Source organism: Reticulibacter mediterranei (assembly GCF_016587455.1).
The window spans coordinates 8,109,582-8,135,908 of sequence record NZ_BNJK01000001.1; the positions used below are offsets into that span (position 1 = coordinate 8,109,582).

24 protein-coding genes and 1 pseudogene are annotated in these 26,327 nt (G+C 53.1%); 16 read left to right on the forward strand and 9 right to left on the reverse strand.

What is annotated here, in order from left to right; translation table 11 throughout:
* Positions 1-11: 11 nt before the first annotated feature.
* From K3T83_RS34655 to K3T83_RS34695, 9 genes are all read left to right on the forward strand, one after another.
* The gene (locus K3T83_RS34655; RefSeq protein WP_220207477.1) at positions 12-980 is read left to right on the forward strand and encodes a carbohydrate ABC transporter permease; all 969 of its coding nucleotides are present in this window, start codon (positions 12-14) and stop codon (positions 978-980) included.
* An 18-nt stretch (positions 981-998) separates the two neighbouring features.
* Complete coding sequence (locus K3T83_RS34660) at positions 999-1,874, forward strand: carbohydrate ABC transporter permease (RefSeq protein ID WP_220207478.1); 876 nt, start codon at positions 999-1,001, stop codon at positions 1,872-1,874.
* A 56-nt stretch (positions 1,875-1,930) separates the two neighbouring features.
* The gene (locus K3T83_RS34665) at positions 1,931-2,980 is read left to right on the forward strand and encodes a LacI family DNA-binding transcriptional regulator (protein WP_220207479.1); all 1,050 of its coding nucleotides are present in this window, start codon (positions 1,931-1,933) and stop codon (positions 2,978-2,980) included.
* A gap of 304 nt (positions 2,981-3,284) precedes the next feature.
* A complete protein-coding gene (locus K3T83_RS34670; RefSeq protein WP_220207480.1) occupies positions 3,285-4,301 on the forward strand; it encodes a LacI family DNA-binding transcriptional regulator in 1,017 nt (338 codons plus the stop codon).
* Between the two features lie 387 nt (positions 4,302-4,688).
* The gene (locus K3T83_RS34675) at positions 4,689-5,960 is read left to right on the forward strand and encodes an ABC transporter substrate-binding protein (protein WP_220207481.1); all 1,272 of its coding nucleotides are present in this window, start codon (positions 4,689-4,691) and stop codon (positions 5,958-5,960) included.
* A gap of 27 nt (positions 5,961-5,987) precedes the next feature.
* A complete protein-coding gene (locus tag K3T83_RS34680; RefSeq protein ID WP_220207482.1) occupies positions 5,988-6,938 on the forward strand; it encodes a carbohydrate ABC transporter permease in 951 nt (316 codons plus the stop codon).
* 31 nt (positions 6,939-6,969) lie between these two features.
* The gene (locus tag K3T83_RS34685) at positions 6,970-7,803 is read left to right on the forward strand and encodes a carbohydrate ABC transporter permease (protein WP_220207483.1); all 834 of its coding nucleotides are present in this window, start codon (positions 6,970-6,972) and stop codon (positions 7,801-7,803) included.
* A gap of 281 nt (positions 7,804-8,084) precedes the next feature.
* Complete coding sequence (locus K3T83_RS34690; protein WP_220207484.1) at positions 8,085-8,777, forward strand: Chromate resistance protein ChrB; 693 nt, start codon at positions 8,085-8,087, stop codon at positions 8,775-8,777.
* 138 nt (positions 8,778-8,915) lie between these two features.
* Positions 8,916-9,068 (forward strand): hypothetical protein, encoded by a 153-nt coding sequence (locus K3T83_RS34695; protein WP_220207485.1) that lies wholly within the window; start codon positions 8,916-8,918, stop codon positions 9,066-9,068.
* A gap of 75 nt (positions 9,069-9,143) precedes the next feature.
* On the opposite strand, the gene K3T83_RS34700 is transcribed toward K3T83_RS34695, so the two are convergent.
* Together K3T83_RS34700 and K3T83_RS34705 are read right to left on the reverse strand one after the other, a co-directional pair.
* Positions 9,144-10,373: a zinc dependent phospholipase C family protein gene (locus K3T83_RS34700; protein ID WP_220207486.1), complete on the reverse strand. Its 1,230-nt coding sequence runs from the start codon at positions 10,371-10,373 to the stop codon at positions 9,144-9,146.
* A 16-nt stretch (positions 10,374-10,389) separates the two neighbouring features.
* Positions 10,390-10,854 (reverse strand): hypothetical protein, encoded by a 465-nt coding sequence (locus K3T83_RS34705; protein WP_220207487.1) that lies wholly within the window; start codon positions 10,852-10,854, stop codon positions 10,390-10,392.
* Between the two features lie 319 nt (positions 10,855-11,173).
* Between K3T83_RS34705 and K3T83_RS34710 the strand changes: the two genes are divergently transcribed.
* Entirely contained in the window at positions 11,174-12,022 is an 849-nt protein-coding gene (locus K3T83_RS34710; RefSeq protein WP_220207488.1) for a hypothetical protein, read from the forward strand.
* Here K3T83_RS34710 and K3T83_RS34715 read toward each other — a convergent pair.
* On the reverse strand, positions 12,010-12,501 hold the full coding sequence (locus K3T83_RS34715) for a GNAT family N-acetyltransferase (protein ID WP_236065050.1): 492 nt from the start codon (positions 12,499-12,501) through the stop codon (positions 12,010-12,012). The two genes, K3T83_RS34710 and K3T83_RS34715, sit on opposite strands and share 13 nt — an antisense overlap.
* 37 nt (positions 12,502-12,538) lie before the next feature.
* Between K3T83_RS34715 and K3T83_RS58075 the strand changes: the two are divergent.
* The 5 genes and pseudogenes from K3T83_RS58075 to K3T83_RS34740 form a co-directional block, all read left to right on the forward strand.
* Positions 12,539-12,742: pseudogene (locus K3T83_RS58075) on the forward strand (MocR-like pyridoxine biosynthesis transcription factor PdxR); the annotation flags it as partial.
* A 360-nt stretch (positions 12,743-13,102) separates the two neighbouring features.
* A complete protein-coding gene (locus K3T83_RS34725; RefSeq protein ID WP_220207490.1) occupies positions 13,103-13,645 on the forward strand; it encodes a cob(I)yrinic acid a,c-diamide adenosyltransferase in 543 nt (180 codons plus the stop codon).
* 86 nt (positions 13,646-13,731) lie between these two features.
* Positions 13,732-14,319 carry an RNA polymerase sigma factor gene (locus tag K3T83_RS34730; RefSeq protein WP_220207491.1) on the forward strand — a complete coding sequence of 196 codons (588 nt, stop codon included), beginning with the start codon at positions 13,732-13,734 and terminating at the stop codon, positions 14,317-14,319.
* The gene (locus tag K3T83_RS34735) at positions 14,316-15,794 is read left to right on the forward strand and encodes a TolB-like translocation protein (protein WP_220207492.1); all 1,479 of its coding nucleotides are present in this window, start codon (positions 14,316-14,318) and stop codon (positions 15,792-15,794) included. Before K3T83_RS34730 ends, K3T83_RS34735 begins: the two co-directional genes overlap by 4 nt.
* 41 nt (positions 15,795-15,835) lie before the next feature.
* Complete coding sequence (locus K3T83_RS34740) at positions 15,836-16,729, forward strand: 2-hydroxy-3-oxopropionate reductase (protein WP_220207493.1); 894 nt, start codon at positions 15,836-15,838, stop codon at positions 16,727-16,729.
* Positions 16,730-16,735: 6 nt separating this feature from the next.
* On the opposite strand, the gene K3T83_RS34745 is transcribed toward K3T83_RS34740, so the two are convergent.
* Positions 16,736-17,131, reverse strand: coding sequence for a DUF3224 domain-containing protein (locus K3T83_RS34745; protein ID WP_220207494.1), 396 nt, complete (start codon positions 17,129-17,131; stop codon positions 16,736-16,738).
* A gap of 293 nt (positions 17,132-17,424) precedes the next feature.
* Positions 17,425-18,288 (reverse strand): TIGR03621 family F420-dependent LLM class oxidoreductase, encoded by an 864-nt coding sequence (locus K3T83_RS34750; RefSeq protein WP_220207495.1) that lies wholly within the window; start codon positions 18,286-18,288, stop codon positions 17,425-17,427.
* 286 nt (positions 18,289-18,574) lie between these two features.
* Here K3T83_RS34750 and K3T83_RS34755 point away from each other — a divergent pair, with 286 nt between their 5' ends.
* The gene (locus K3T83_RS34755; protein WP_220207496.1) at positions 18,575-19,474 is read left to right on the forward strand and encodes a sigma-70 family RNA polymerase sigma factor; all 900 of its coding nucleotides are present in this window, start codon (positions 18,575-18,577) and stop codon (positions 19,472-19,474) included.
* Between the two features lie 67 nt (positions 19,475-19,541).
* On the opposite strand, the gene K3T83_RS34760 is transcribed toward K3T83_RS34755, so the two are convergent.
* The 4 genes from K3T83_RS34760 to K3T83_RS34775 all read right to left on the reverse strand — a co-directional run bounded on the left by K3T83_RS34760 (position 19,542) and on the right by K3T83_RS34775 (position 26,234).
* Entirely contained in the window at positions 19,542-20,318 is a 777-nt protein-coding gene (locus tag K3T83_RS34760) for a PHP domain-containing protein (RefSeq protein WP_220207497.1), read from the reverse strand.
* A 143-nt stretch (positions 20,319-20,461) separates the two neighbouring features.
* Positions 20,462-21,169 carry an O-methyltransferase gene (locus tag K3T83_RS34765; RefSeq protein ID WP_220207498.1) on the reverse strand — a complete coding sequence of 236 codons (708 nt, stop codon included), beginning with the start codon at positions 21,167-21,169 and terminating at the stop codon, positions 20,462-20,464.
* 197 nt (positions 21,170-21,366) lie between these two features.
* A complete protein-coding gene (locus tag K3T83_RS34770; RefSeq protein ID WP_220207499.1) occupies positions 21,367-21,729 on the reverse strand; it encodes a DUF6745 domain-containing protein in 363 nt (120 codons plus the stop codon).
* Positions 21,730-21,794: 65 nt separating this feature from the next.
* Positions 21,795-26,234 (reverse strand): DUF6788 family protein, encoded by a 4,440-nt coding sequence (locus K3T83_RS34775; protein WP_220207500.1) that lies wholly within the window; start codon positions 26,232-26,234, stop codon positions 21,795-21,797.
* Positions 26,235-26,327: the final 93 nt, after the last annotated feature.

Below are 26,327 nucleotides of genomic sequence, written 5' to 3' on the forward strand. Positions count from 1 at the left end.
AATGCGAGGTGATGATGAGTACGCGTAGCGTAGAAACGCCACCAATGGAACCAGTTCCACGTGGAAACATCAATGGTGCGGGTTGGAAGCGTGCGATGTCGGCGATGAAGCGGCGCGAGGCCATAACAGCCTACCTCTTTCTCAGCCCGGCGTTGCTCTTATTTGTCGTGTTTATTGCAGGACCGCTGATCGGCGCAATAGTTCTGAGCCTGTTTCAGTGGGATCTGCTCACCCCGGCCCGTTTTAGCGGGCTGGGGAACTATGTCAAGCTGCTATCTGATCCAGTTGTGCTGAAGGCGATCTGGAACACCTTTGTCTTTACCTTCTGGTCGCTGATTTTGCATATCGGGCTGGGTTTGTTGCTGGCGCTGGCGGTCAATCGAGCGATGCCCGCGCCGCTCAAATACTTTCTGCGCACCGCCTACTTTTTCCCGCTCTTGATGTCGTGGGCCTCGGTTGCGCTGCTCTGGAAGTTTGCGCTGGACCCCAGCTTCGGGTTCGTCAATTACTACCTCGGCTTGTTGCACATCAAGGCTCCCGACTGGTTTATCTCGCCACAATGGGCTATGCCCTCGCTGATCTTTGTCGATCTCTGGCGTACGCTGGGCTTCACCTTTATCATTATGCTGGCAGGTTTGCAGGGTGTTCCCGTCTATCTCCATGAGGCTGCTCGGATCGATGGAGCTGGAGCCTTTCAGCGTTTTCGCCATATCACCATTCCGATCATGTCGCCAACCATTTTCTTTGCTAGCGTGATGACCTTTATTGGTGCCTTTCAGATCTTCGAGCCGATGTTCATCATGACGCAGGGCGGTCCCGGCGATAGCACGCGCAGTATCGTGCTGCATATTTATGAGACGGGTTTTCGCTCGTTCCAGATGGGCTACGCTTCGACGATCTCGCTGGTGGTCTTTCTGGTGGTGATGGTGGTCACGCTGCTCCAGATGCGGCTCAGTCGCTATTGGGTCAATTACGACTAGAAGAGGGGAGAAACTATCATGGCTGCTTTAGCTTCATGGCCGAGGCGTGGGCGACAGAGACGCGAGTTGAGTATCGGTCGGGTTGGTGGCTGGCTGCTGAATATCTTACTGGTGATCCTGGCAATCTTCATGTTTGCGCCCTTTTACTGGGTGCTGGTAACATCTGTGTTGCCAACGGATCTGGCGTATTCTCTGCCTCCGGTCTGGTTTCCCACCAGGATTACCTTTGACAATTTTCGCAAGGTCTTTGACCTGATCCCTTTCGGGATGCTTGTGTTGAACAGCTTGAAGATCTCGATCATTATTACTGTTGGTGCGATTGTAACAAGCGTACTGGCCGCTTATGCCTTTGCGCGGCTGGAGTTTCCTGGTCGCAACGTGTTGTTTATTGTGCTGCTTTCCGCGCTGATGGTGCCGCAACAGGTGACGGTGATCCCGACCTTTATTCTGGTGCGCGTGCTGGGGCTGCTGGATACGCACGAGGCGGTGTATCTGCCGGCATTGATTAATGTGCTGGGTATCTTTTTGTTGCGCCAGTTCTTCCTGACGCTGCCCCGCGAACTGGACGACGCAGCCAAGCTGGATGGAGCCGGGCATGTGCGCATATTGTTCCAGATCTACCTGCCGTTGTCGTGGCCTGCTGTCTCCGCACTGGGCATTGTGGTGTTCCAGGCCGCGTGGAACGACTTCTTCTGGCCCAACCTGTTTCTGTCGTCGCCCGAGAAAATGACGTTGCCGCTGGGACTGTTTGCGCTGCTGGGACTCTATGGTAGCGGTTCGCCTGCCGTCATCTTCGCCGCGATTTCGATGGTGTTGTTGCCCGTGCTGATTTTCTTTATCTTTACGCAACGTACCCTAACCGAGAGTATCGCTACTACCGGCTTGAAAAGATAAAGAAATGAAGCATATACTTGAATATCTCGCAAAAAAAGAAGAGGTAGAGGTGGGATATGTCCCAGGATAATACTGTAACGCTTCGTGATATTGCTGAGGCGGTCGGCGTCTCGATTGGCACGGTGTCTCTGGCGCTCAATGATGGGAAAGGAATCGCGCCTGCCACACGACAGCGTATCCTCGATGCGGCGCATTCTCTGGGGTACGAGCGCTTCGCGCGCCGTATGAGCAGGACGCCTCAGACAGTGAGCATTCTGATCGAGCGGCTCCCGTTAGCGCCAACCTCTGATCCGTTTAACAAAACCTGCTTGCTTGGTCTGGAGGCCGCTGCTCGTCGGGCCGGGTATCGCATTGCCCTCGAATTTGTCAGTCCCGACGATCATCCCGAAACGGATCATTGGACGCCGGAAGTGACCGCCGGGCTAATTATCCTGGGTGGAGGAGATCTGAGCGCGGAGTGGGTGCAGGCGGCGGTGGACAGCCAGCTCCCGGTGGTGATGCTTGACCATTTTGTGCCGGGTATCGACCTGCCAGCTGTTGTGCCGGATAATTTTTCGGGTGCCTTTACGATGACACAGCATTTGCAAGAGATGGGACATGCGCGTATTGGCTTTATTCGTGGACCCTCCAAATATTGGACGCTGGGCGAGCGGTTGGCGGGTTATATGCTGGCGATGCAACGGGCGGGCCTCGGCCCCGATCCCGATCTGATTCCTCCGCGTATCTCGCGTGGTGATGAAAAAGGTTATGGCGAGATGCTGCGCCTGCTGGATCTCCCAGAGCCGCCAACCGCCGTTTTTGCTGTCAGCGATAAGACTGCTCTCGGCGCGTATCGAGCCGCACAGGATCGAGGATTGACGATCCCGCACGATATCTCGATTGTGGGCTTTGATGATATCGAAATCGCCCGTGTCCTCAATCCACCGCTGACCACCGTACAGACGCCGGGCGAGACGATGGGACAGGTGGCATTTGATCGCTTATTGGGATTGATAGAGAATCCAGAACAGATCGCATCACTTTCGCCTGTTCCCATACTCCCGATCAAATGGACAATCCCAACAAAGCTCGTCATTCGCAAGTCTGTGCGCGATCTACGCGGATGATTGCTATTTGCCTACCCATTTCTTTCCTCATGTAATACATCTGCTATATTCGCTCAGCCTCTCCCAAATTCCATCATAGCTCAATATATCTCATCCCTTTAAAGCTTTCGTAGTCGAGCGATTGATCACATGACAAGCGCCCTGTGATCAATCGCTCGACTACGAAAGTCAGGGTATTCAGATTTTTACAGGCCAGTGCTGATTTTCTGAGACAGAGCTATTGACTTTTTTTTGAATACATGATATTAACTTGTGTATTAGTTAATCGATCAACTTCGAGCGAGAGATACCCCAAAGGAGAGGTATGGCGACAATTTACGATATTGCGAAGGCGGCAGGAGTCACGGCAACAACGGTGTCCTATGTCCTTTCTGGTAAAGGGTCGGTGAGTGCAGCCACCCGTTCGCGCGTGATGAAATTTGCCCAGGAGCTTGGCTACCAACCCAATCTGGTGGCGCGTAGTCTGATAAAGGGGCGCACCGGAGTTATTGGCCTTGCTTTACCAAATATCGAAAACCCCTTCTACGGGGAGATCATAGCAATAGTTGAGCGATTAGCATATAAAGCCGGTTTGCGCGTTTTTGTCACCACGCTTACGACCGATGACGTGGTGGGCCAGAAGTTGCTAGGAGACCTCGTACTGAGGCAGGTAGATGGCCTGCTGGTGTTTGGTGGTTGCCCTCCTCCCCACGTGCTGCAAACCATCGTCACCCCGAATCTTCCCATTGTCTGGTGTCTGTGGGAAGGTCCAGGCGAGGTTACTTCACTTTCTGTGGACTTTCATTTCTATCAGGGAGGTCAGCTCGCCGCTGAACATTTGCTGAGCCTGGGACATCGCCGTTTTGGTGTCGTGGCTCATGTGGCTCCCGATGGATCAATCCCCGCTTTGCGCTTCTCAGGCTTTCAGGAGACTCTGGCCGCGCACGGCGTCACCATTGATCCACAGCTTATCCAGCCTGGACAATATGTTGCGGAGGGCGGCAAAGAGGCAGGTCATAAACTGTTGACACATCCCAATCCACCAACCGCAGTGTTTGCCACGAACGATGTCATGGCAATCGGCGTGATGGCAGCTGCCTGGGAACTGGGGAAACAGATTCCTCGCGATCTCTCAGTGGTTGGCCTGGATGATATCTCGCTGGCTCGCTATACAACGCCACCGCTTACGACTATCGTCATCGACAAAGCGGCAGTGATGTCCCTCGCTATCGATACACTATTGCAAGCTATCGATGGGCAACCGACCGCGCCTCCATCTATGTACCCTGCAACCCTGGCCGTTCGTGGATCGACTGCCTTGTATACGCAGGATGCTGAATAGCTGAGCCTGATAGGGACGGTGTAAACCCATCGTCCGCATAGCTGCACCGTAAGGGGCACATACTGAATATAAAGAAAGGAACCTGATTTTCTTCTACCCCGGTGGGTAAACGTTTACACTGAGAGATCACAGCGTTGTTGATTGACATCAGTTTATTTTGAAGCGAACAAGGAGGCGATGTATGCCTGCATCTATCATTATCTTTTCCTCTTTTTGCCCGGGGCCGCAAGCGCTCTGGCACCTGCCCTTGCCTGCATTGCGCTCTTAAATATGTTCGTCTGAATAGAAGTCACTATCCATTTCATCGTGTCATCTTGACATCACATCAATGGACATGTTTTCCCTCTCTGATGAGGGAAGGAATCTTTCTCGAAAGTGAGGTTCGTTATGAAGCATACCTCAAGGACAATTGCACTGAGGAGTATCCTTTCGGCGCTGGTATTCCTATCATTGGTGATGACGCTGGCGGCTTGCGGCGAGAGTGCGAACGCCAATGGCAAGATCCAGTTGAAGCTCTGGTACTGGAATCGTTCAATCGACGATGATTTGATTGCAGCGGTGAACAAGCAGTTTCCGAACATCGAATTACGGGCGGAAAAGATTACCGATTATGACAATAAGGTCAGAACATCGATGGCTGGGCATTACGGGGTGCCGGACATCATGGGTATCAACGATAACATTGCTACATATTTCCCGGCGGAAGATCAATTTGTAGACTTGCGGACATTAGGTGCTGATGAGGTAAAGTCGCAATATCTGGAATGGAAATGGAACCTCGGCGTGACACCCGATGGCAAGATGATCGGTTTCCCGATGGACACAGGCCCCACAGCATTGTTCTATCGCGCAGATCTTTTCGAGAAGGCTGGCCTGCCCAGTGATCCGGCGGCTGTCGCGGCTCAGTTCAAGACCTGGGATGATTATCTGCAAGCGGCGGTGAAATACAAAGAGGCCATGAATGGCAAATCATTCATGATCGACAACGCAAGTACCGTCTATGGCCAGATCCTTGCGCAAAGTGTGAAGCGGTATTTTACGACCTCCAACCAATATATCGGCAATGATGACCATATTAAGCAGATGTGGAATGAGGCAACGAAGGCTGCGCAGGAAGGAGTGACGGCCAAAATACAGAACTGGACTCCTGCCTGGAACCAGGCGGCAAACAATGGACAGATTGCCTCTTTTGTTGGTGCTTCGTGGATGAAACAGGTATTACAGGAAGCCGCGCCGGATACCGCTGGTAAGTGGCGCATCACCTATGCTCCCGGTGGCGCAGGGAACAGCGGCGGCTCTTTCCTGGGGATTACCAAGTATAGCCAGCATCCCAAAGAGGCCTTTGAGGTCATCAAGTGGTTACAATCCTCGGCGAATCAAGTAACTGGATACAAAGCTCTACAACTCTATCCTTCAGCTATCAGCGCTCTCGATGATCCCGGCTTGCATCAAAAAGAGGCCTTTTATGGTGGACAGGATACAACGACCATTTTCTCTGATGTAGCCAAGCGGGTTCCATTGACGTATCACGGCCCTGATGAGGGGCTTGTGGGAACACCAGTTACCGATCAATTGAGTCTGGTGGAGTTCCAGAATAAGAATCCGAATCAGGCCTGGAACGATGCTCAGCAAACAGCACAGAGAGAACTGTTGCGCTAGAGTCAGTCCATAGAAGGAGGAAAACCCATGAGTAGTGTCAGCCAAATCGCGCTGAACGAAAAACGTGCCAGCGAAAAGGCTGTTCCGCAAAGGAAGAGCAAGTTCCAGCAATATTGGCCGATATATTTGTCCATTGCGCCATTCTTTCTCGTCTTTTTAGCCTTTGGTCTGATCCCGACCCTTTTTTCGCTCTACCTGGCCTTTCAGCGTTGGGACGGTATAGGCACAATGCAATTTGTGGGATGGCAAAACTTCTACTTTGTCCTGACTGATCCCGTCTTCGGCAAAGCGATACTCAATACCTTTATCATCTGGATCATGTCCACCATCCCCATGCTGTTCTTTGCTCTGGTTATGGCTTTTGCGCTCAACCAGCGCAAACGTTCCAAGTTCATGTATCAGTTGTGCTACTTCTTGCCCAACATTACCTCAACGGTGGCAATTGCCATCATCTTCGGTTCGCTTTTCAGCGCGCAGTATGGCTTGATTAATACGGTGTTGACCGCCATTCATCTACCTGCCGTGCAATGGCTGACTGATGCATGGCCGATGAAATGGGCGGTGGCGCTGATCGTGATCTGGCGCTGGACCGGCTATAACGCGCTCATCTATATGGCGGGCCTGCAAAGCATCTCCACCGATGTCTATGAGGCGGCACGCATCGATGGTGCGGACACGAAAAACATCTTCTTCAGGATTACGATTCCGCTGCTGCGTCCGATCATTCTGTTCACGGTTGTTACCTCGTCTATCGGTGGCCTCTCGCTCTTCACAGAGCCGCAGATCCTCTTCAACGTCAATGCCAGCGGCAACAATGGTGGTATTGGTAACGAAGGCCTGACCATGATGCTCTATCAATACTGGCAGGCATTTGCCTCGCACCGCTTTGGTTATGGTGCCGCCGTCAGCTGGGTCATCTTCTTCATCATCCTGGCTTTCACCTTCCTGAACTGGAAGCTTGTTCAACGTGAAGATTAATCCTGTTATTCATGAAAAGGAGTTATAGGGTATGGCTCAGCAAGGCACTCCCATTCAGCGCATCATTACGCATGTGTTGCTACTGATTGCACTTGTCATCTCGATCTTTCCGTTCTACTGGATGATCGTGATGGCAACCAACACCACCAGCGATATTTACCGCGTTCCACCACAAGTGATCTTTGGTGGCAACCTGCTGGTCAATATCGGGAATGTGTTGAAAAACATCGATTTTATGAAAAACTTTTTCAACACGTTGTTTGTGGCCGTTGTCGTGACGGTACTGGTGCTTTTCTTCTGCTCGCTGGCGGGTTTCACCTTTGCCAAATTTGAGTTTCCCTGGAAGAAGGGGCTGTTTACCTTTCTGCTGGGAACAATGATCCTGCCCTCGTCTGGATCGCTGGTCGCTTCCTTCGTCATTATGGCGAACCTGAACTGGATCGGAACGTTCCTGCCGCTGATCGTGCCGAGCATGGTGACGGCCTTTGGCATCTTCTGGATGCGGCAATATGCGATGAACGCCATCCATAACGAGCTGATCGATGCCGCCCGGATCGATGGATGCGGCCATTTCCGGTTGTACTGGAACATTGCGTTGCCAGCACTGCGTCCGGCACTAGGCTTTCTGGGCATCCTGACCTTCATTACGGCCTGGAACGATTACCTCTGGCCTTTGATCGTATTGAACGATTCCAATCTGTACACGCTACAGGTGGCGCTCTCCACGCTTAACGGTCTCTACAGCACCGACTATAGTATGGTGATGGCCGGAACGTTGATGGCAACGATCCCGTTGATTATCATCTTTTTCGTGGGCGCGCGTCAGTTCATCGCCAATCTCTCTGCCGGAGCTGTGAAGTTCTAGCACTGTGAGAGGAGATGCGTGTCGGCTGAAGCTGGCACGCATCTTTTTTTGCATGTATGAGTTTTTACGAACAAGCAGGAATGTCTTTCGTCGGGACGTGTGAATCTCCCTATTATCTCTGATGGTACGTGCAGGAATCGAATTGCTGTCGCATTCATCTTCTACCGCTCCCCTCTGAATAATGTGAGTTGCGCTTGACTTTGCTCTACTATTTGGAGTACCATAACGAGGACCGGTAACGAATGTTACTGATAGTACCTCAAAATTGGGAGTTGAGATCCATGCATGAGCGCGAAGCGATGCGCTGGTTGCAACTAACCTATAAAGTCCCCAGTGAACCCTCTCAGAAGCGCGTCTGGGTCTGGCGACGTTTACAAAGCCTCGGTGCCTATGCCCTCCAGAACTCTGTCTACCTGCTACCCTATTCAGATGAGGTTGAAAAGCAGTTTCGCCAACTATCACATGAGATTCGCGAGATGGGAGGCGAGGCCAGCATTTTTTCCGTTGTTCCTCTCGATTCGGCTGATGAAGACCGTATCCTCCAACTTTTATTAGAGGTGCGTAACAATGAGTACAATGCCATCGTCAAGGTTTGCGGCCATTTTCTGGCGAAGGCGGCGACGCTGGTGAAGGAGCAGAGTTGGAGCGAGCAGATCCATACGGAATTTGCCGAAGTCCTGGAGAAAGTCCACGTATTGTTTCGCTCGGCCAAGCGCCACGATTTGTTGGGCGCGTTGACCGCGACGAGGCGAGCCGCCGCTGCCGAAGCGCTGGCCGTCTGCGAACAGGTATTTCGTGTGCTGCTTGATAAAGATTACAGTAAGGCTCGCCGCTTATTAGAGATGCATTGCGAACTGGTCTTGCCTGATTCTGAAATAGATCCAGCTGGCATTGGTGCTGTGTTGATGAATGGGCATATTGAGAAAAAAAAGCATCATGAGCAAAATGGTCTGGTGGAGCCGCCGCCCGGTTGAGTGTGTGCTACTTCATAGCCATTTTGTTTAAAGTCGAGTACATTTGCTCTGAAAACAACCAGAACTGATCCTGATTCGTATATAATAATAAGAAATGTGTAGGAATCCTCCTACGTTCGGACTGAAGGGGGTGCATTCATGCAGCAACAGCCGCGACGATCCACCGGTGGCGCAAAAGCTATTGCTCTTGATCCGCGCGTGACGCTTGCTCGTTATCGTTTGTATCAACTGGTGGCATTACTGCTTACCGCCGGGGTTTCGCTTGGCCTCCATCTTCTTCTGGGACGCTAAGCAGAAAAACGGTCTGGTAATAGACATATAGAAAGCACCTGAGCGCTCAGGTGCTTTTTTGTTATTGCCCCTTTTTTATGAATAAATGGGGTTCTCCGCGTGCATCGCTTCTGACGCGTCTTCATCCCAGAGATCAGCGAAATGAATCCAGTTGTGAAGATAGCGAATGGTAATCTCCTGATCGAAAAGCACTTCCAGCGTATAGCCGGTATTAAGATTCCAGTTGCGGAGATCATTGCGCAGGGAGGTGCGGCGCTGGTTGCGCTCCTCGGCGCTGGCCGTTGTGTTGCGCAGGGAGGCGTAGTAGCTGATGGCACGACGACAGAGCCGCTCGCTGAGACGGATGGCGTAGGCGATAACGGCCTCGCTGGTGGTTGCGCCGCGTTGGTGGCGATGCAGGGCCACGCTTGCGATAATGGGATCGGCTTTGCGCTGTCGGGCCTGAGCGTTGAAGACGAGCAGACGAAAGTTGCCGCGCCCGGCCAGATAGGTGCGCACGCGCTGCAATCCTGCCAGATATTGGCGGCGCAAATCCTGGCTTTGCATTTCGCTCAGCTCATACGTCGCTTCGGCAGCTCCAATAAAGAGATCGAGGATGCGCGCGGTCAAATCTGCTGCCGTGAGAATGTTAGATGCGGCTGGTTCAATGTAGTTGTGCCAGGGCTGGTTGAACCATTCGTAGAGTTCGTGCTTGAAATAGATGATCGCGGTGTACTCATCCAGGCATAGCTCGCTATAAAAATGGCGTCCCAGCGGCAGAAATATGCCTGGTATTTCTTGCTTGCTATACTTGCTGGCCAGCACATTCAGCCAGGGATTGAGGGCGATATCGGCGGCGATATGGGAGAGATAACCGAGACAGAAGGCCAGCGCTTGACTGCGCACAGCGGGTGATGGTAGCTCGGAGATATGTTCCAGCAGCGTGAGGAGCAGGTCGCCCGACCGATTGATATGAAAGAGCGTCTCCCATTCGTGCGGGGCATCTGGGCGCGGAGGCGTCGCGCGGGCATCGCTGATCTTACTTTTGAAATGCCCTTTCTGGAAGCTGGTGATATCTGGGGCTAGAGCACCAAGATAGGCCATTGCGGAAATGTCGCTGCCGGGAAAGCGATAATCGATCCTGGGCAGTGGTCCGGTATTCCAGACAGCACCGGCTGGAGGAGTTTCGGGTGGAACTGGCAGTCCGCTGATGCGCCGTTGCAGTGCTGATGTGTCAATAATGAGCGAACCGAGATCGCTGCCGGCGTCCTGGCTACGTCGTGCCGTTTCAATCAGGATGCGCCAGTGTGTTAAAAAGGCGGGCATGGCAAGCTGTTTCTCCTTACCCCTCAACTTCATCGACGCGATAACTATTCGGTATACCCTCTTCATCAAGTTGAATGACGATGCGCGCTGATCCCGCCTGGATACTTGCCTTCGGTTCCTCTGAACCGGCCTGATGGTAGACAAGTGAAAAGGCGAACTCGTCGGTGAGAATGGGTAGGGATGGGAGTTCTTCCGGTTTGCTGGTCCAGGAGGGCCGTAGAATTTGCAGGAGATAGCGCGTGTTGGGAAGAAGTTCGGCGGTACGTTGAAAAAGGTGAAACAGCCCTTTTCGTGTGGTGTATGTAGCTGGCTTTTCCCAACTCCCGGCCACAAGCTGGGTAGATGGACCTGTTGCCAGAAGATAAACCTGTTCCGTCATCGCTTCCGCTTCATCTGTCCCCGTCTGCTCCGTTACTGATGGTAGAGCTATGTAGGGGACAGTTACTTCAAGATGTATTGGTCGTGGGATATCGCTGCTCACACAATATTGCCTTTCTCTTGACGTAATGACTGGTACGCTGGTCTCGTTGTCGGAAAGCTCACCTCATGTATGCATTTTTCAGTTATCCATTCCTCTTTTCCCGGAGTTCTAATAATGGCCTGTGCTATTATCGATATTGTACCTAAGCTTACCGATGGCTGGCAAGTCTGCGCCGGAATCTGGATTGAGGGCGAACCCATTATTTGCTGCTTTAGGGCTGAGAATGGTGCCAATTGGCAGTAAAATTTTTTGCGGCATGTTATACTACACAATAATTCATACTATCAAGAATATCTATGGTCTTTGGAGTCGCGCATTTATGAGTACATCTGTTCCCAGGCCCAATACACCGCTTTCCTCGCAGCCCGCTCGCGATGCTGTACCGCGTCAGTTGATCGTCACGGCAAGCGCGGTCATTTTTGCGATTCGGGACTGGTCGTTATGGGTGTTGTTGCGGAACGGCCCCTGGGGACCACCAATGCGTCTTGTGCTTGGCAGCGAATCTGTTTCCGATGCGGTGGAACGTTCGTTGGAGGCATTGTTGGTGTGGCCAGCTCAGGCGTCACTCTTGCAATTAAAGGCTGGCTGGCAGGAGCAACAGGTGTATGTCTGGGGAAGCACTGAGCAGGGGGCGGCTGTCTCGCTGATCCACAGCATCCTGTTGCGCGCCAATCGCGATGAGTTGCGTCCCAATCTGCATCTACAGCCGGTTCCTAGCCTGCATGTCTCCTGGGTGCCAGTTGCTGAAATTGAAAGTGGTCAGAGAAGCATTGACCCGGACGTGTTGCCGGGGGTATTAAATGCTGTCTATACATTGCGCTCACACGTCCAACGTGATCCAGGGCTGTTGCTGCACTATCTGGCCGATATGAGTACAATGAAGAATTTGCTGGATGAGCTAGAGCAGCGGGAGCAGGAGATCAATAAAGAGACGCGTCCCCTCAACGTCGTCAAAGAGCCTCCCACCGGTGATGGCATTCTGACGTTGGTTGAGGCCGCTCTGCTCTACCGTGCATTTGTTCCTTCCGACGAGCAGATCGATCTAGCGAATTTGCGCCAGCGCTTTCTGGCAACGAACCTGCTGGAGCCGGTAAATGAGGAGCGCCCGGTGCGTGGACGCGAAAGAGAGTGGAGGCGCGTCAGCCGCGCCTATCGCTATCTCGGCTGACGCATCTTCGCCTCAACCTCCGCTTTTATCTTTGGCCACTCGTGTTCAATGATGCTATAGTAAACTGAGTGATGATAGGAACCATCCGGCATAATCCTGTTATTGCGAAAAGTACCTTCTTTCACTGCTCCCAAACGCTCAATAGCCTGTTGCGATTGTATATTGAGGGAATGGGTATTCAGTTGGATGCGAATCGCGCCCAATTGCTCAAAAGCGTGGCACAACAAGAGATACTTGCATTCAGTATTGATGCCGGTGCGCTGGGCAGAGGGAATCAGCCAGGTCCAGCCAATTTCCAGACCACGATGTTGCACCTCGATACGCAGGTAACGTGTTGAGCCAACAATACGCTCACTGGCGAGATCTATAATCGCAAAAGGCAGGCTCGTGCCCTGTGTCTGCTCCTGGAGAGCCTGTGTCACCCACTGTTCCATCTGCTTCAGAGAGCGAGGCTGCTGAATATAGATGTATTGCCACAAGTTCGAGGCTTCCTTGATTGCCTCGTAGAGCGCTGGAGCATGGATTCTGGAGGATGATTATGACAGCGAATTTCGCTATCATGAGCGTCCCCTGGCCTCTTTGCAAGGGTTGGATACACATGGTCGAGTCATCTATATGGGAACATTCAGTAAGATTCTCTTCCCATCTCTACGACTGGGCTATCTGGTTTTGCCACCTGAGATCCTGGAACCCTTCCTTGTTCTCCGTGCGCTTTGCGGGCGTTCCGCAGCGAGCCGGGCTGCTTCTGGGATATGCGGGAGTCAATGAGCAAGAAATACGTGAAGGAATCAAGCACCTGACCAGAGTTGTAGAGGGGATGAGATAGCAAGAGATAGCTAATGCTTTGTGATCGAGCTTGACACGTATCCTGGCTCTTTTGTTCCAAAAAATCAGCAACCTGTTATAAAGCGCGAGAAAAATCAAGAAAATGCTCTATTTTCATGGATTTGTGTACATCGAACTGCCTGTGTTCGTGCTATGATAAGGCGGCAAAGAAAAGTAATGGGAAATATTCTCTTTTAACAATGTATGGTGATTACTACAATACTTTAATCTTGAGAGCATTGAAAGAGGCGAGATATGGCTAAGGTAACGACAGGGACCGGCGATACGGGCTATACTGGTTTATTGGGAGCGCAGCGCGTCCCCAAATATGATCCTCGCCCTGATACATTCGGCACCGTTGACGAGGCGACCTCCGCGCTTGGACTGGCACGGGCAGTGGCGCGCGATCAGAAAGTAAAGGATATTATTTATCGCGTGCAGCAGGAACTCTATCTGCTGATGGGGGAGCTGGCGACGCCGCCTGAGCAGTATGAGCAGATGGGGCTACGAATGACAGCCGAACACGTCCACCATCTTGAGCAGGTGGAGGCGGAATTACAGAGTGCGGTGGAGATCCCCAACAAATTTATTATCCCCGGCGATACCCTGGACGGAGCGGCACTGGATATGGCGCGAGCTATTATTCGTCGTGCGGAGCGCATGGCTGTGAAACTGCTGCATGATGGCGTGATTCAAAATACCGAAGTGGTACGGTATCTCAATCGCCTCTCCGATCTGATCTTTATCCTCGCTCGCTATGTAGAAGTTACTTCATCGCTAGCAAATTTGCCAGAATAATCATTGAAACGAGACAAATGAATGGATGTATGCATTTATCTCTATGGAGGACATGAGTTCGGCCGCTCAGTTGTGTGTGGAAGTATATGAACGCCATCGAAAATGAGTCCAGGCTGGTAATCGAGGCCTGCAAGGGATCGGTGGAAGCATTTGAGAGCCTGGTCATCTCGTATGAGCCGCGCATCCGACGTATGCTCTACGGACTGACTCAGGATGTACAACTGACCCAGGATCTTTGTCAGGAGACATTTCTTGCAGCATACCGGGCTTTGCCACGTATGGATGGCGAGGCATTGCATTTTGCGCCCTGGTTATATCGTATTGCGCTTAATCTGCTACGGAGCGAATGGAGGCGGCGCAAACACGTTGCCGTTGTTTCGTTGACGGCGCTACCGCGAGAAGATGATGAATGTGGCGAGGCAGGCGAGGACTATCTGGGTGCTGAGGGGCCGTTCGAGGAGCAGGTGGTTGAGCTTGATCTGGTGCGGCAGGTGCTCGCACAATTGCCCCCTGCTTCGGCTGAGTGTCTGCTGTTGGATGCGGAGGGTTTCACCTATGCAGAAATTGCAGAAATACTACAAGATTCGCTCTCTGCCGTTCGTAGTCGTCTATCGCGTTCACGTCAGGCTTTTCGCCGTATTTATGCTGGCCTTAATCGGGGAGGTGTTGGATGAGAGATAAGACTTCGGATACCCACAGGCAAGACATGCCTCCATGCTCTTTGCGCTCTTACTGCCTGCGCTTGGCCGATGTGTTGGATGGGGAGCAGAAAGCTCTCGTGGATTGGCAGGAGGAGCAGCTGCTCAAGCAATTATGGGAGCATATGCCAGATTGCCCAACCTGTACCGAGGCTCTGGAACAGGCCCGCCAGATGCGCTCGCGGCAACGTCTCATGTTGCAAGAGGTGCTGGTTGATGGAGAGATGCGAACCCCTTCCATGCAGGTCCAGATTTTGCATGCGGTACGCAACACACAGCAGATAGCCCGTTCTCCAAATGTTATCAGGGAAGAGCTGCCTGCCTCTTACGAAGCGCCATTAGCAAAAATAACACCAGAGCGACGGCGATCACGCATACCCTGGCGGGCCGTGCTTTCTCTGGCGGCGGTGCTGGTGGTTGTGTTTGCTTCGCTGGGCATCTTCGGCTATTTTAGCCAGCCGAAATCCTCTATGCATCTGTTATCGGCCCCTGTCGCGCTTGCCTCGTCCAGTCGCTGGTCGTCGGTGGTCATGACCTCTATTGAGGATGGTGATGCAACGATCAGCCTGTTTGATCCGCAGGCAAATAGAAGCGTTGTGCTGGTAACTTCTCAAGACTCTGACTCTTCGCTGACGCCTCTGGAGGTTTCTCACGACGGCACCAAACTGCTCTATAGTGTGTTTGATGGCGATCAAACGACGTATTACCTGCGCTCGCTCACTGGCACAATGTCACTGTTCACCACGTCGGATGAGGAAAGCCACGCTGTCTGGAGTACCGATGATCGTTATGTGTTTATCGGTACGGAGCAAGGGATTGCGCAGGTTGATGTGCAAAACAGGAAGGTCTATCATATCCTTGCTTCAACAGGCGTGAAGTATCTGCAATATTACCGTGATGGCTATCTCTATTATCTCAACAGCCAGGATGGCGCGACTGGTGTTTTAAATCGCGTCGATATTACGCATGGCAAGGTGCAGCCGGTAACGAATGCCTGTGCTAGCGGGAAGAGTTTCTGGTTGAGTCCGGTGGGAACGCAGGTCTATTATGTCTGTGAGGAGGAGCAAAACGGCCTGTTTGTTGTGAACAGCGACGGCACGCAGTCGCATGTATTGCGCTCTCAGTCCGGGCCGATGATCGGGTATGCCGCTGATGCAGCGCCTTTAGTGCTTGCCTATACAGCCGGGAAGTATCAGGTTGCTAAGCTGGGAGCTAACAAGAGCCAGGATCAGGCCATATTAGACGACGTAGCGCCGGGCGGCGGCCTGATCCCGTCTGGTGCTGTCGCGGTGGCTCCATTTGGCTATACCCTGGTGGCCAGAGGCGTGTATGACGATCATGAGGCTATCTGGTACGGCGATTTGACGAGTGGCCAGAAGCACCAGGCGATGAAGATTGAGAAGGGTACTCAGGTTGGACTCTACGGTTGGAGCCGCATGCAGGTGCCATAACAGGACAATCCATACTATAAATTTAGAGGGAGGTTTTTATAGTGGGGGAGCATATTGGCTTTATCGGCCTGGGGCTTATGGGGAAGCCCATGTCTCATAATTTGCTCAAGGCCGGATATTCATTGAGTGTATTTAATCGCAGCGCGCCTGCTGTTAACGAGCTTGTGCAGGCGGGAGCGAGTGCCGCGACATCGCCGCGAGAGATAGCGGAGCGTTGCGATATCGTGATTACGATGCTGCCCGACACTCCTGACGTTGAAAGCGTCTTCACCGGTTCTGATGGCCTTTTAGCGGGTTCGCATGCAGACCTTTTGCTGATCGATATGAGTACGATTGCGCCAGCAACAGCGCAACGGCTGGCGGCTGAGGCACTGCGTCATGATGTGCATGTACTCGATGCGCCAGTCAGTGGCGGTGACGTGGGCGCTCGTGCTGGCACACTCTCTATTATGGTTGGAGGGACGCAAGAGGATCTGGAACGCGCTCGTCCCGTCTTTGAAGTGTTAGGCCAGAGGATTACCCATTGTGGTCCACATGGATCGGGGCAAATAGTGAAGGCCTGTAATCAGGTGGTGGTGGCTCTCATCATTGAGGCGGTTTCTGAGGCGCTTGTGCTTGGTGCAAAGGCAGGGGTGCAGCCTGACGTTATTCTTCAGGTATTAGGTGGAGGTCTGGCACAAAATCGTGTTATGGATTTGCGTGGAGCGTCGATGATTCAGCATCAATTCTCGCCTGGTGGCAAAGCCAGATTCCATCATAAAGATCTTGGCATCGCTTTACAGCTAGCTCGTGCCTCTGGTGTCGCAGTACCAATGACGGCTTTTGTGGATCAGCTTTTCCTTGGCCTTTCCGAGCAAGGGAAAGGAGATTTGGATCACTCAGCACTCCTCACCATGCTCGAATTACTTTCAAACTATTCTCTTGCCAATGAATAGAAGCTATCACACAAACTCGTAATCGAGGGTGAAGACGGCTTCATGCTCATCGTGGCGGAACGAGCAGTGGCCGCGTATCCCGCGCAACTCGTCGGTGCCTGAACCGGGAACAATATAGCCGAACGACTCGGCTACATTGTTGTCTGCCATCGCGCCGCCATGCTGGATTACGAAGCTGCCGGAGTGCTCTCCGACGCGCCCGACAACCCGCTCGTTTGCCACATAACCGCCGCCATTATCGCCCTGACACATGAGCAGAACGGCGCAGCTTTCAGCTTCTATCTCGCCATGAAACACCTTTTTCACATCGGTACGGAATAGTTCGGGAGCGTTCTCTGGTTTGTCATAGGAGGTCTGCTCCCAGGAAGTCACCTGAAAATTGGCGATGCTTTGTATATTCATTGCTGTTTCCTCTTTCCGTATTTGCAAATCTACTTTCCATCTACCACCAAGTCTAGCAGCAATGCAGGTAATTTCCGGTCCTTTATTGGAGCTCCGACATAAATCCTCGATAGCTTCCTATTAAGAGCGAAGAAGCTGGAATGAGGTCTAACCTTCGGGCGAATGACAGAAGAGCCTGAAGGATAGTGCGGCACTTTTCTTTGGTTTATCAAGATGATGAAAAAAGCGTTGGCACATGATGGATATGTGCCAACGCGAAAACGATGCGGTGGTTTTCTACTAGTCCCTGGTCATTACTTTCCGTTGAGGTGAGTAAGTGCAGGAGCGAAATTCTCTAACTGTCTCTCTCGAAGGTAAAAGTAGGAGAAGCCGTACTTCTCGCGTTGCTGCTCTAGATACTCTATCGCCTGTTCTCTAGTCATTGGGCGAGATCCTCCTGGTATATTTTCCTGGGGAAGAGGCGAGGCCGCAACAGGGCTATCAGTCAATTCGATGTCGAAGATGGATTGGCTGAATGTCAGATGCTCAAAGCGCTCTCCTGCTGCATTTTGTATCCAGCCAATCTTCTCCTCCAACTCTTCGGGGGTCTGTGCGATTGGCGCGATAATATCGGCTTCATGGGCTGCCAACGTGAGCATACGGCGGCCTCCGCTGCCGATGAAAATCGGTGGATGGGGGCGTTGCACCGAACTGGGGCAGCCCTGCAAGTCTTTCACGGTATAGTAGTTGCCGGAGAAGTTCACGACCTCGCTGCTAAAGAACTCTTTGATAATGGAGAAGCTCTCTTTAAAGCGAGAGAAGCGGACAGCAGCCTGCTCAAAGGGAATGCCGAGTTGCTGGAAGTCCAGCGGCCAGTTACCGGCCCCCAGCCCCAGCTCTACTCGACCATCAGAGAGTCGATCCAGGGTCGCTATCTCTCGGGCAAGTAACGCTGGATTGCGATAATCATTCACAAAAACGAAGCTTCCAACACGCAGAGTCGTGGTAGCTGTGGCTGCGACCGCCATTGAAGTGAGTGCTGCCGTTGGTGTACTATCAGGTAGATGAAGGGTTGTATAGCCCAGTTCTTCTGCCCTGCGCGCCAGAGCGATCCATGCCGAACGAGAGGGATTGATACTGTCGGTGACGATACCGAAACGAAATGGTTTTTTTATCATTACTGATCCTTCTTTGTTATGAAGTCATCCTATCCAGATGATGACCTCGCCTATTTGACGCTTTAGGATGATTGTGACAGGACACCCAGTTAACGCTGTGAGGGTGGGAGCGCGCCTGCCTGTCACATCGTCCAGGGTTCCTTTGTCATCCCTATGACAAAACGAAACGAGGAAATGTGACCGATGGAGAGACACATCTGGCTGGCTGCATCTGCGCCATTCCGATTCCATCGGCCAGGGTTCCTTCGTTATACCCATGACAAAACGAAATGAGGAAATGTGACCGATGAGAGAGACACCCACTTGGCTGATAGAGCAATTCGAGGCAGAGCGTCCTCGCCTGCGCGCACTGGCTTACCGTATGCTCGGCTCTCTTGCTGAAGCGGAGGATGCGGTTCAGGAGGCCTGGCTGCATCTCTTCCGTACCGATATGAGCACTGTTACGAACCTGGGCGGGTGGCTGACAACAGTGGTCGCACGCATCTGCCTCAACATGCTGCATGCGCGCAAGTCCCGGCGTGAGGAGTCCCTGGACGATTCGGCGTCCGCACCCATCATTAGCCACGAGAGGACGATGAATCCTGAGGAAGAAGCGGAGCTGGCCGAGGGCGTGGGTCTGGCGCTGCTGATGGTTCTGGACACGCTTGCGCCTGCCGAGCGGCTCGCTTTCGTTCTGCACGACCTCTTTTCGGTGCCCTTTGATGAGATTGCGCCACTTGTGGAACGTACTCCCACGGCAACACGGCAGCTTGCCAGCCGCGCTCGTCGTCGCGTGCAAGGGTTGACGATAGAGAAAGACGTCGATCTCGCCGAAAGCCGAGCCGTTGTTGATGCCTTTCTCGCTGCCTCGCGTGAAGGCTCTTTTGACGCGTTGCTGGCAGTGCTTGACCCGGGTCTCGTGGTTCGAGCCGACCGCGCTGCTGTAGCCCGAGGCATGAGAGGGGAGGTTCGTGGTGCGCAAGCCCTCGCCGGGATCACCAGGGGAGCCAGGCATCTGCTGGGACGCATTCCGTTCGCACAACCGCTGCTTGTGGATGGAGGGGTGGGCATCGTCGCTGCCCCGCGTGGGTGGCCCCTGCTTCTGCTGCGTCCCAGCATCAGAGATGGCAAGATCGTCGCTATCGATGTGATCGCCGCTCCCGCACATGTGCACCAGTTGCGCCTGGCAGTGCTTCCTTCCTCATAAAACAACCGGATAACGGTATGCACCATCCGGTTGTTTTATGAGCTTTTGTGAAAAAGCATATGCGCTGTTAGAATTCGTATTCTTCAGGTACGCGCTGTTTCCAGATGCGCACTTTCTTGATCCCAACTTCTCGCAGCAGCTCTTCGCTTTGCTGGTGTGCTTTGGCGACCTGGTAGGGTCTGTGTGCGTCGGAGCCGATGCTGATCGGTGTGCGATGCAGGACGCAGGCTTTGGCGAGGCGGCGTACAAGATCAGGATAGCCCAGCATATCAGAGCCGTTGATCTCAAGTGCAATATCCTGGCGCGTGGCCTCGGCAGCTAGTTGTTCCAGTTCGTCGTCAATGTTTGCAGGAACGTAAGGGTTTTTGGCTCGCATGCGTACAGGATGGCTTACGAGGCTAAAATAGCCGCTTTTCACCGCCTCATGCAGCAGGCGAAAGTAGCGCTGCCAGAGCAGTTCGCCCTCCTCGCGCGCCTGTCCGTTGCCCAGTTCAAACAGCTTGCCGTCAATCTCATGTACGGAACCAATGAGAAAATCCCAGGGATAGTCCGCTATCGATGCTTGAATCTGGTCGTTTTTTGCAGGCACAAAGTCCACTTCCAGCCCCAGCCGGACATCGATATCCGCAGCGCGTCCAGCTGCATGGACCGCTTCGATATATTCGGCGAAAGAGAGCATCTGGCCCTCTAGCGGCATATGGGGTAGAAGTGGGCGGGCCTCATTCATTTGAAAGTCATGCTCGGAGAGACCAAGAATCTGTAGCCCTTTTTCTCGCGCCGAGTGCGCCATCTGTTCGGCAGAGCTACGAGAGACATGGCTGTGAAAATCGCTTATAAGCGTCATGCTGCTCCTCTTCTCCAACAGTACTTGCTGATTTACTATACTTTCGTAAGTTTGAACAACCGAAACTGCAAGCTTTCATCGTAGTCGCGCGATTTATCGCGGGTGCTTGTCATACTCTTCCTCCGCGATAAATCGCTCGACTACTAAACGGGAGAGGAGACAACAGAAATCGTGAAGCCATCGGTATGGCCTGAATCGACTGCCAGAGCAAGAGAGGTCAGGCGAGGATCGCTGCTCGCGCGCCGGTTGTATTCCAGCAGGCCAGCGGTGCTTTCTTCTTGCTCATCGTCCGAACCTCGTAATGCTTTGCCACCACGAATACAGTTGTCGGCTACGATGATGCTACCAGGACGAGAGAGCTGTATTGCCCAATCGAGATAATGCGGGTAGGGGGATTTGTCTGCATCGATGAAGACGAGATCGAAGGGAGCTTCGTTGGTCAGGTGTGGGAGAAGATCGAGGGCTTTGCCAACGCGAACTTCTGTGCGGTCTCCAACCCCTGCATTGGCAAAAGAGTTGCGGATAATCATAGCATGTTTGGGATCGATTTCCAGTGAGATGAGGCGGCCTCCCTCTGGCAGTGCGCGCGCCAGCCAGATGCCGCTATAACCAGCCAGCGATCCTATCTCTAGAATTTTTTTCGCATTCGCTGCTCGTGCCAGCAATTGCAATAGCTTGCCTTGAATGGGAGAGATCTGGATGGCTGGTAATCCAGCTGCTTTGGCCGTTGCCAGAGCATTGCGCAGGCCTTCATCTTCCGGGGCAAATATCTCCGTAATGGCTGTCTCAATGTCGTTCTGAGTTTGTACTCGCTGTTGCGATGCTGTCAGGTCAACGCGGTCGTTGGTCATGCTGAAAAGCCTTTCAGTGTGTTGTGAGATGATGTTGAAGTGCAGTGGATGCTGACAAAAGAGCAGGTTCCTGCATCGGATTGTTCTCTTTATTTATATCATATCAAATCCGGGTAAAGAATGCTCAATCTGCTCTTTGCCTTCTCCTCTCTTGAAAGCCGGACAGCTTGAGGTTGAACAAATGAGTTGGTTACTCCCTATGTCTCTTGCCCGGGTTGATAGTCCTGCTCATCGAGTCCAAAGGTCCAGGCGATGGCCTCATCAGCTCGTCTGATCGAGGGGGGAACGCGCAGGTAATACTGGCGCTGCGTGGAGGCGTCTCTCACCTGGACGTAGTGGGCCACCCCTTCAGGATCATTGCCGAGATCCACCTCGATCAAGTTGCCTCGTGTGCCCGTATCGATGCACCTCCCGCCGATCAATTCCACAAAGCGATCATTGCCCAGTCGCTCCTGATGTGCTGGTGCCTTCAGACTGCTTCTATAGCTATTCTTGAGGCAGAAGCAGAAAACGGAGAACGACCCTCCCGATGGCTTTGCGTGATCAGCACTCCTGTGCAAACAATTTATCTATACATGTGCATTCACGGCGACAGGCGCAAGGCATTGTCGCTACCCAGGTATGATTATCTCCTGGCATTTTGTGGTTCGTAGGTGGAGAGGATCTGTTCGCTTTGGGAGAGATCGACGCTGGCGTTGCATTGCTCAAAGATGCTCCGGGCTTCGTGCAGGTGAGCAATCCCTTGTTGATAGAGCCTGGTATCTGTTTCTTGCGTCCCCTTTTTCCAGCGTTGAAGCAGGCAGATTCCGTAGCTATGGCGTGCTCGTGCATAGTCGAGCAGCAACTCATGTTCGCGCCCGATATGCAGGGCGTTTTCCAGACATTGTTCTGCCTGAGCATAGCGCTCTTGAGCTGTGAGGATGCGCCCCAGGAGGCAATAGGTGCGTCCGATCATGCGGGCAATCTCGTTCTCCTGTGCCTCTTTGAGCGCCTGTAGTGCGATCTCGTATGCTGTTACACGTTCGTTTTTCAGGAAATGGATGGTTGCCAGCAGATGTCTGCTCTCGATAATCGCCTCGGCCTCCAATGCACTCGACGCAATGGCGCGTTGCAAGGTGGATTGCGCACGATAGAACAGGCGTTGACCGGCGACGTCAATTTTTTTGTTGTTGTCAAGATTGCCATGCAGCTTATAATCGAGAACAGCCATGCCGATACGCCAGTTGCCCAGGCCCACCAGCGCATAGTGAATGCAGCGCGAGCTTTGAATGGCGCGTCCCGTCAGCAAGGCGCGTCGTAGATGGATGGCGGCCTCGTTGAAATTGCCCAGATCTTGCTGGACAGTTGCCAACTCGACGCTAAACCAACTGATGCGCTCACGGTCGTTGATGTGTTCGGCCAGCGACAGGCTACGTTGAAACCAGCGCTCTGATTCGAGCAGTTTCCCGGCCCGATGTGCCATATCTCCCAGATTGCCAATAATAAAGGTCATGTTGGGCAGGTCGCCGGTGCGCTCGGCCAGATTAAGCGAGCGCTGCATGTACTCAAATGCTCTGGCCTGAGCGCCTTTGGTTGCATACACCACACCGAGATTGCCACAGACCCGCGCCATCTCCGAGACCAGTTCGCTTTGCTCGAAGATGTTCAATGTGATGTGCAGGTGTTGTAGCGCCTCGCTTAACTGGCCCACGCTGGCGGCAACGATGCCCAGACGCTCATGTGCATAGCCGATTTCCAACGGATCCCCGATCAGTGCGCGTTCCGTTCTGGTTTGGAGCGCTTTGTCTGTTTCAGGAACGTACTGTATATGCGACACTCTGGCGTTTGCTGTATGAAAGCCCGGGTTGTTGCCAACAACTGGCCGCACAACTCGCTCAAGCGTCGCCAGTGCCTCCTGTAAATAGCGGCGCGATTGCTGGTAGCGTCCCTGTAGACGGAGCATCTCACCATATTGTAGATGCAGGCAGGCCCAGGCTGCTCCAGTCGTGATTCCGGCCTGCGCTATCACCGCTTTGCCCTGCGCATAGCATTCGTACGCCTGCGTATAATTGCCGGTGGCCGTCCACGTGTTGCCGGTCTCCCTCCAGAGTAACGCCTGTAGCTGTGCCTCCCGCTTATGCAGTGCTTCTACGTTGATTTCTTCATCTTGTGTAAGATAAGCTGCATGGAAGAAATCGTCGGATGTGCGGATGCTCAGGATGCACTCGTAAAGATGCCGGGCCTCTTCATAATTGCCCGATACCATGCCGCACTCCGCTACGTGTTCGAGCAAGATGCAGATATGTAACGGATCAGTCTGTGGGCGACGATTGATGATTTGTGCCGTAATATGCTGGATCTGGCTATGAACCTCGGCATCTTCAGCGATGGGCAACTTGTCGTTGACGAGAGCTTGCAGCGCTTGCAGATAGTATTGTTGAGCTTCTGTGTATGCAGCCAGAATGTGCGCCTGATTGCCCGCAAGTTCAGCGTAATAGGCGATCTGGGCAGGATCACCACCGCCACGTGTCAGATGATAGACGATGGTTGCGGCAACTTTTTCTGGCTGCGAGGAGGCATGAGACGCCTTGATCGACTCGGCGGCTCGACGATGCATTTGCGCTCGCCGAGCCGCCGAAAGGCGCTCGTAGAGATGGCTGATAATGAGCGGATGCCAGAAATGATAGGTAATATGCGCGCCGGTCCCTTCTTCGGTTAAAAGTCCAGCATGAAGTGCCTCTTCCAATAAATCTAGAATAGTATCTTCGTCTTGCTCGTTTGCCATCGGGAGCAGCTGGCTCAACTCAAAGGAGCCGCCCAGGACAGCAGCCTTGCCGAGTAAGGTCTGACAACCGCTGCTCAATCGGCTCAAACGGCGCTCAAGCACTGCTGCGATGGGTTCAGGAAGTGAGCGCTGGGAACGTTCGCGGCCCGTTTTGCGCGCGACGCGGAAATGCGCGGAGAGATTCGCCGGAAGTGCCGCTTGCTTGTGCTGGACCAGCGTCGTGATTGTCTCCGGCTCCCCGATGGACGATCCAACATAGCGCGCCAGTTCTTCGGCAAAGAAAGGATTACCTGCTGCCTGTGTCTGGATGCTCTGCACGGCATCTTTGGGCAGATGGGCCAGCAGCGTATCGATTTGTGAGTGCGTAAGCGGATTGACATGAATAGTGACAATTGCCTGTTCCCGCCGTAGATCGGCAACCAGAGTATGAAGCTTGTGTTGTGGCGCAATTTCGCCGTCGCGACAGGTGCCGATCAAGACGATGCGTTGGTCTTGAAGATGGTGCGTGAGATAGGTCAGCAGTTCGAGGCTGCTCTCATCGGTCCAGTGCAGGTCGTCAAGCACCAGCAAGAGCGGGTGAATTTTACTCAGTGTGCCTAATAAACCCGATGCCGCCTCCCATAAGTGCAGGCGCTCCTGTTCGTGAGGAGCAGCTGGCAGAGGGCGCGAGGTAGAGCGCGAGGTGACGGCGACCAGTTCTGGCAGCAGCGTACTCAGGCGTTCCAGCTTGCTTTGCATTGGCGAGAGTTGGGATGATCCATCGGGAAGCGTAATGCTGTCCAGTTCTGCCAGCGTATTTGCCCCCTTCAAGAGCGTACGCAAAAGCTCGGTCCAGGGATGATAGGGAATAGTCCCCTCTTGTTCATACGACCGACTCCAGGCGACAGCCCAGCCACGTGTATAGGCTTCAAGGCTGATCTCCTCTGCCAGACGCGTCTTCCCGATGCCCGCCTCTCCTCGTAATAAGATAAAATGAGGACGCCTGGCGCGCGATGAGGAGGTGACGGTCGGTAACGCGCGATTCAACGGCTCTTTGTTTGTTATTCCATATTCATTTTCAGCCGATAGTGCCTCTACTGCCTGTACCACCTGCCGCATCGTGTCCAGTTCCTGGTCGCGACCAATCAACGGACTCTGATTATGACGCCCTGGCTGGAAAAGAGGGCGAGTGAACGAGGCTTCCTGAGAGGTTGCAATCGGTTGCTCGGTGGTAGAGGTGGTTTGTGGCTCGGCGTCTTTGGCGACGGTGGTTGGCCGAATTGCGTAGAGTGTTGGCACATGTCCCTGACGGAGCGCTTCATACAGTTCTGTTGTCTCGGCCAGTGGTTCGCTTTCGTAATCTTTTTGCAGCATGGTAACATGTTGCCGATAGACCTGGAGCGCCTCCCCGCGCCGGTCGAGCTGGGTAAGCAGGATCATCAGGCGTTGCAGGGCGGTTTCGTTGGCGGGATCGGCGATGCGCAGTCGGTCCAGCGTTTCCAGCGCTCCTGCATAGGTGCCTTGCTCGACTCGTAAGTTGGTCAGATTTAGCAATAGACCAACCCATGCTCGTTGCAGGGCGTCGCGTCGGGGAGCAGCCCATTCTGAATAGAGTTCTTCGAGCAAGTAGTTGCCTTTATAGAGCGAGTTGGCCTCTTCGAGCAAGCGTTCTGTTTGTTGGGGATCATTGGAGGAGTTAGCTTCTTTGAGGAGGAGTTCAAAGGTTTCGGCATCGATCCAGATGTGAGAGCTATCGGCCAGTTCAAGAATATCGCGTTCGAGACGGAGCATACGTGAATTGGCGGGACGAGCGATTTCGGGTTCGAGAATTTGCCGTAGTTCATGCACCGCTCCGTTCAAACGATTTGCCGCTACGTCAATGTCGAGATCGGGCCAGAGTAGCTCCATCACCTGTTCTCGTCCCAGACGCCGCCCAGGGCTACTAAGCAGGCATCCGAGCAGTGCGCGCGCACGTCGGCGGTGCCAGGTACGACTATCCACTGCAACCCACTCGTGGCCGCTCAAACGCTCGATACGAAACTGGCCGAGGAGGTAGATGCGAAGATGTGGAGAGGCCGGGGAGGGGGAAGATACAGGGGATGGGACACCAGTAGCAAGTTCTTTTGCCATCTCTCCCTCCGCTTGCTGCGATTGCTCGACATCGGGGGGAAGCTTGATACCAATGTACTTGCTGATGGTACGCCCGTTTTCGCTCCAATAGGCGTACCAATACGGCCCATGACCGGCTCCCTCTCTACATTTGCGACAGCGCTGCTTGCCACAGCGAGTGAATTGTTGGCGATAGGTAACTTTATTATTCATGAGTCAGCGCCTATTCGCTCTTGGGTAGGTAAATACAAGGAAAACAGGGAATAACCTCTTATCAACGTTTCTTCTAACTCTTACAGAAGACAT